This window comes from Propionivibrio sp. (assembly GCF_017995515.1).
Lineage (GTDB): Bacteria > Pseudomonadota > Gammaproteobacteria > Burkholderiales > Rhodocyclaceae > Propionivibrio.
Genome location: NZ_JAGOIT010000158.1, coordinates 1 through 5,288 on the forward strand (window position 1 = coordinate 1; position 5,288 = coordinate 5,288).

Consider the following 5,288-nt stretch of genomic DNA (forward strand, 5'->3'; position numbering starts at 1 on the left):
ACCTGGTACCTGCTCAACAACACGCGCTTCGGTCGCCACCTCTACGCCATCGGCGGCAATGAAGACGCGGCGCGCGCCTCGGGCATCAAGGTGAACCAGACCAAGATGACGGCCTACGTCATCAGCGGCGCCTTCGTCGGGCTCTCCGGCGTGCTCTTCATGTCGCGCGTCAATGCTGGCTTGCCAAACGCCGGTATCGGCTTCGAGTTCGACGCGATGACCGCGTCGATCATCGGCGGCACCAGCTTCTCCGGTGGCGTCGGCACCGCGATGGGCACGCTGGTCGGCGCCTTCATCATGGGCTTTCTCAACAACATCATGAACCTCCTCGGGATCCAGTCGTATCTGCAACAGATCATCAAGGGGGGAATCATCGTCGCCGCCGTCGCCTACGACATCATGTCCAAGAACAAGAAGACGGCAAGCCAACTGGGCAACATTGAAGAGCGGGGAAAGGAGGCCTGAGGAACCAGAATGCACTAAAAGAAAACCCAAACGCACCACCAATAAACAAATAAGTCTTGCGGATCATGCTTTTGTAAGAACCCAAATTCTTTTTGAGGAATAAACATGAAACTGACTGGAAAAATCGCACTTTGCCTGGCAAGCGCCTTCCTGCTGACCTCGACCGCCGCTTGGAGCCAGGCGCCAGCCCCGAAGGATGGCAAGAAATACCGGATCGCCTACATCGCACGTGCTCAGGGTGACTCCTTCGCTGCCTGGCTGGCCGATTCCGTCGTCAAGGAAGTGAAGAAGTACCCGGATACGCAAGTCACCGTTTTCGACGGCCAAAGCAAGAACGAAATGATCGCGTCGCACATTGAAAACGCCGTGACCAGCAAGTACGACCTGATCCTCCTGCAACCGCTCGACTCCGAAGCGCAGGTTGCACCGGTCAAGGAAGCGATTGCCGCCGGCGTCAAGGTCGTCACGGTCAACAACCGCATCAACGACGAAACCGTTCCGGCCGTCGATGCCGACCCAATGCAACAGGCCGAAGTCAACGCCAAGCTCGCCATCAAGCAGGTGCCGAAGGATGCGAAGGTTGTCGTCCTCATGGGACCGGCCGGCAACATGCACTCCGACAAGCGTCGCGAAGCCTGGGCGAAGTACTTCTTCGACGTGCGCAAGGACGTGAAGATCGTCGGCGAGCAGATCGCCAACTGGAACAAGGACGAAGGCATGCGTCTGATGGAAGACTGGATCCAGTCGAACCCGAAGATCGACGCCATCGTCTCGATGAACGACAACATGGCCGCCGGCGCGCTGGAAGCCGTCAAGGGTTCGGGCGCCAAGTCCTACCCGCTGACCTACGGTGTTGATGGCACGGCCGAAGCCTGTCTGAAGATCAAGGCCGGTGAAATGACTTCGACCTCGCTGCAAAGCGCGTTCTCGCTGGCACAACTGTCGGTGAAGATGAGCCACGAACTGCTGACCGGCAAGAAGGTCGCTTCGCCGCAGTTCATCACGGCCGAGCTGATCACGAAGGAAAACGCCGACAAGTTCATCGCGATGCACAAGGAACTCGGCAACATCAAGTAAGTTTCAACCCCCTTTGGTGGCGGTCGACTCCCCGGCCGTCACCTTTTCAACCCTCAGGATAAAGTAAATGAAAGCCCTGTTTCTCGACAAACAAAACAGCCTGTCCCTGCGTGACGAACCGTTGCCCCAAGACCTGGGCGCCAACGATGTGCGTATCAAGATTGCCAATGTCGGGATCTGCGGCAGCGACGTTCACTATTACCTGCACGGCAAGATCGGCGGTTTCGTCGTCAATGAACCGATGGTGCTCGGCCACGAGGCGAGCGGCACCATCACCGAAATCGGCAGTGCCGTAAAGAACCTCAAGGTCGGCGACCGCGTGTGCATGGAGCCCGGCATCCCCGACCCCGCCAGCAGCCAGACGCTGCAAGGCATGTACAACCTCGACCCGGACGTGCGTTTCTGGGCGACCCCCCCGATTCACGGCTGCCTGCGCGAAACGATCGTGCATCCGGCCAACCTCACCTTCAAGCTGCCGGACAACGTGAGCTTTGAAGAAGGCGCACTGGTCGAACCGCTCGCCATCGGCGTGCATTCGGTCAAGAAAGCGCGCGTTTCGCCGGGTGACACCGCCCTCGTGCTCGGCGCCGGCACCATCGGCCTCGTCACCGCACTGGCGGCCATCGCCGGCGGATGCAGCCACGTCATCGTCGCCGACGCCAAGCAGGAGAAGCTCGACTTCATCCGCAAGAACTACGACGCGCGCATCAGCACCTTCAACATCACGAGCGGCGACCTCAAGGACTACGTCTATCAGCAGAACCCGCAAGGCGTGAATATCGTCTTCGAAGCGAGCGGCGCGCCGCGGGCGATCCTCTCGACGACGAGCTTCCTCGCCCCCGGCGGCAAGGTCGTACTGATCGGCATGCCGCAGGAGCCGGCGCCGATCGACATCGTCGAAGCGCAGTGCAAGGAAATCGAGTTCCTCACCATCTTCCGCTACGCGAACGTTTACGACCGCGCGATCAAGTACATCGCCTCCGGCCAGATCAACGTCAAACCGCTGATCACGCATCGTTTTGAGTTGAAAGACGTCGTCAAGGCCTTTGATTTCGCCGCCGGCATGCCGGGTGACGCGATTAAGATCATGGTAAAACTGCCGGACTAAGGCACCCCAAAGCAGTAAAATCCTCGCGCGGTCGCTTCCGGTTTTCCGGGGTTGGCCGCGCAGTCGCGTGTGAGGAGTACGTTTCAGACCAGGCAAGAATGGCTCGGTGGAATTGGAGGATTCCCGGGCCAGAAAATAACGGGCGATGCCCGTCAAAAACCGCCTGGACGAAACGCGCTTTCTCGACAAGAATCAAGCAGATTGCATCGCCGCACCGCAAGGCCGCTTTCAAAAATTCGATAACAATCGCCAAGGAAAGAAACATGAGCACTAGCCCTCGAACCGTCCTCGGAATCGACGCCAGCACGCAGAGCCTGAGCGCCGTCCTGCTGAACAGCAACACCGGAGAAATCCTCTGGAGCCGCTCGCTGGCCTATCGCGACGACCCGCGTCTTCTCGGTTTCGGCTTCGAGCACGACACGATGGTCATGCCCGCACGCGAACCGGGCGAAGCCGAGCAGCCGCCGCGCCTGTTCATCGCCGCGCTGGAAGCGCTCTTCGCCGACCTCAAGGCCGCCGGTTTCGACACCGCCGCGATTGCCTCGATCAACACCTCGGGCCAGCAGCACGGCCACGTCTATCTCAACGAACAAGCCAAAGCCTCATTCGCCCGCCTGCGTGACGCGGCGAGCGCCGGCGACAATCTCCTGAACCTCCTCGCCGACAGCCTCGCCTACGGCGGCGCGCCGATCTGGAAGACGGCCAACACCGCCGCCGAAGCCGCGCACATCCGCGAAGCCACCGGTGGCAAGGCCGCCATCATCGAGCGCACGGGCAGCGACATCCCGCTGCGCTTCGCCGCCACCGTGCATCGCAAGCTGGCGATCCGTTACCCGGCGGCCTATGCCGACACGCGCCACATCCTGCAGATTTCCAGCTTCATTCCGGCGATCCTCGCCGGCGACTGCACGATCCCGATCGACTTCGGCAACGCCTGCGGCACCGGCCTGATGAACTACTCGAAGCGCCAGTGGGACGACGTGGTGATGAACGCCGTCGCCGGCGACCTGCCCGGTGGTGCCGCCGCGCTGGCCGCAAAATTGCCCCCGATCGCGCACCCGCTCGCCATTTGCGGCAGCATCGCCGCCTACTTCCAGACGAAGTACGGTCTGGCCGCCGACTGCAAGATCGTCGCCGGTTCGGGCGACAATCCACAGTCCAAGGTGCTCGCCACCGGTGACCTGCTCAGCCTCGGCACCAGCTTCGTTTACATGATCTCCAGCCCGGACGGCAGCGTCGACATGGCAGGCACCGCCAACGCCATGTACGACGGCCTCGGACGCCCGTTCAACTTCGGCTGCCGCACCAACGGCGCGCTCGCCTGGGACCGCCTGCGCCTGCGCCACGGCCTCGGCGCCAAGGACTACGCCGCCTGCGACGCCTCGCTCGCCAACACTGCGCCGGGTAGCCGTATCCGCTTCTGGCATCCGGACACCGAGTCGTTCCCGATCGTGCATTCGAACCCGGAACCGGTTCGTCTCGACGACGGCCCCGCCGACTTCGCGCACGACTTCGCCGCGGTTGTCGACAGCTCGCTCGGCCTCGTCTATCGCTACGGCATGAAGATCGCCGGCCCGGATGCTGCCAATGACAAGTCGCCGATCAGCGTCTGCGGCGGCCCGTCGACCAGCGAAGGCATCATGAAGCGCATCGCCGCCATCTGGAACCGTCCCGCAATTCAGGCCGGACAAGCCGGTGCCGCACTTGGCGCCGCCGTTGCCGCCGCCGTGGCGATCGTCCCGGAAGGCGAACGCGACATCGTCGCCGAGAAGCTGCGCCAGGCGATCTTCACCGGCAAGGGCGTCATCCAGCCCGATCCGGAGATGGTCAAGGCCTATCACGCCGAAGGCGGCTACCTCGACCAGCTCGAAGTGGCATTCGAGAAGCTGCGCAAGAGCTGAGCCGACGACGCGTCATCGAAACAAAGCGCAGGCCGGAGACTCTGAAAGAGGCTCCGGCCTGTTTCATTTGGGCATGTACATCGACATCCCGCTTGAAAGTGCGCCGGACCGCTCCCATTATCGGAACTACCGCCCGACTTCCACGGAATGACGACCATGGCCCCGACCACCGAATCGCTCGCCCGCCCGCGCTGGATCCGTCTGTTTCTCTGCCTCATGGCGCTGCTTTCAGCCTCATCGCTGCCGCCAAATCCCGCACTCGCGCAGCAGGGCGTTGGCCAGCCAAGAGCGATTACGCCACGCGGCGAACTCGCCGCAGATGAAAAGGCGACCATCGATCTCTTTGAGCGCACGCGCGAGTCGGTCGTCTACATCACGACGAGTTCGCGGGTGCGCGACATCTGGACGCGCAACGTCTATTCGGTCCCACGCGGCACCGGTTCGGGCTTCGTGTGGGACGACGCAGGCCATGTCATTACCAATTTCCACGTCATCGAGAACGCCAGCGAGGCGCTGGTCAAGCTCGCCGACGGACGCGAGTTCAAGGCGTCGCTAGTCGGCGTTTCGAAGGCGCACGATCTCGCCGTGCTGCGCATCAAGATTCCCAACCGGCGCCCTGCTCCCGTACCCATCGGCACCAGCCACGACCTGCGCGTCGGACAAAAGGTTTACGCCATCGGCAATCCGTTCGGCCTCGACTGGACGCTGACCACCGGTATCGTCTCGGCGCTCGATCG

At 62.1% G+C, this 5,288-nt stretch carries 5 protein-coding genes; all 5 read left to right on the top strand.

The window, feature by feature from the left end; all coding sequences use genetic code 11:
- Nucleotides 1-465 (top strand): ABC transporter permease (locus KBA32_RS16375; RefSeq protein ID WP_294361268.1); only part of this gene is annotated, 465 nt, incomplete at its 5' end.
- Nucleotides 466-570: 105 nt separating this feature from the next.
- Nucleotides 571-1,542 (top strand): sugar ABC transporter substrate-binding protein, encoded by a 972-nt coding sequence (locus KBA32_RS16380; protein WP_294361270.1) that lies wholly within the window; start codon nucleotides 571-573, stop codon nucleotides 1,540-1,542.
- 67 nt (nucleotides 1,543-1,609) lie between these two features.
- Complete coding sequence (locus tag KBA32_RS16385; RefSeq protein ID WP_294361272.1) at nucleotides 1,610-2,650, top strand: NAD(P)-dependent alcohol dehydrogenase; 1,041 nt, start codon at nucleotides 1,610-1,612, stop codon at nucleotides 2,648-2,650.
- Between the two features lie 263 nt (nucleotides 2,651-2,913).
- Nucleotides 2,914-4,551 carry an FGGY family carbohydrate kinase gene (locus tag KBA32_RS16390; protein WP_294361274.1) on the top strand — a complete coding sequence of 546 codons (1,638 nt, stop codon included), beginning with the start codon at nucleotides 2,914-2,916 and terminating at the stop codon, nucleotides 4,549-4,551.
- Between the two features lie 156 nt (nucleotides 4,552-4,707).
- Nucleotides 4,708-5,288, top strand: a 581-nt coding sequence (locus KBA32_RS16395) for a trypsin-like peptidase domain-containing protein (protein ID WP_294361275.1), incomplete at its 3' end; no start/stop codon positions are given.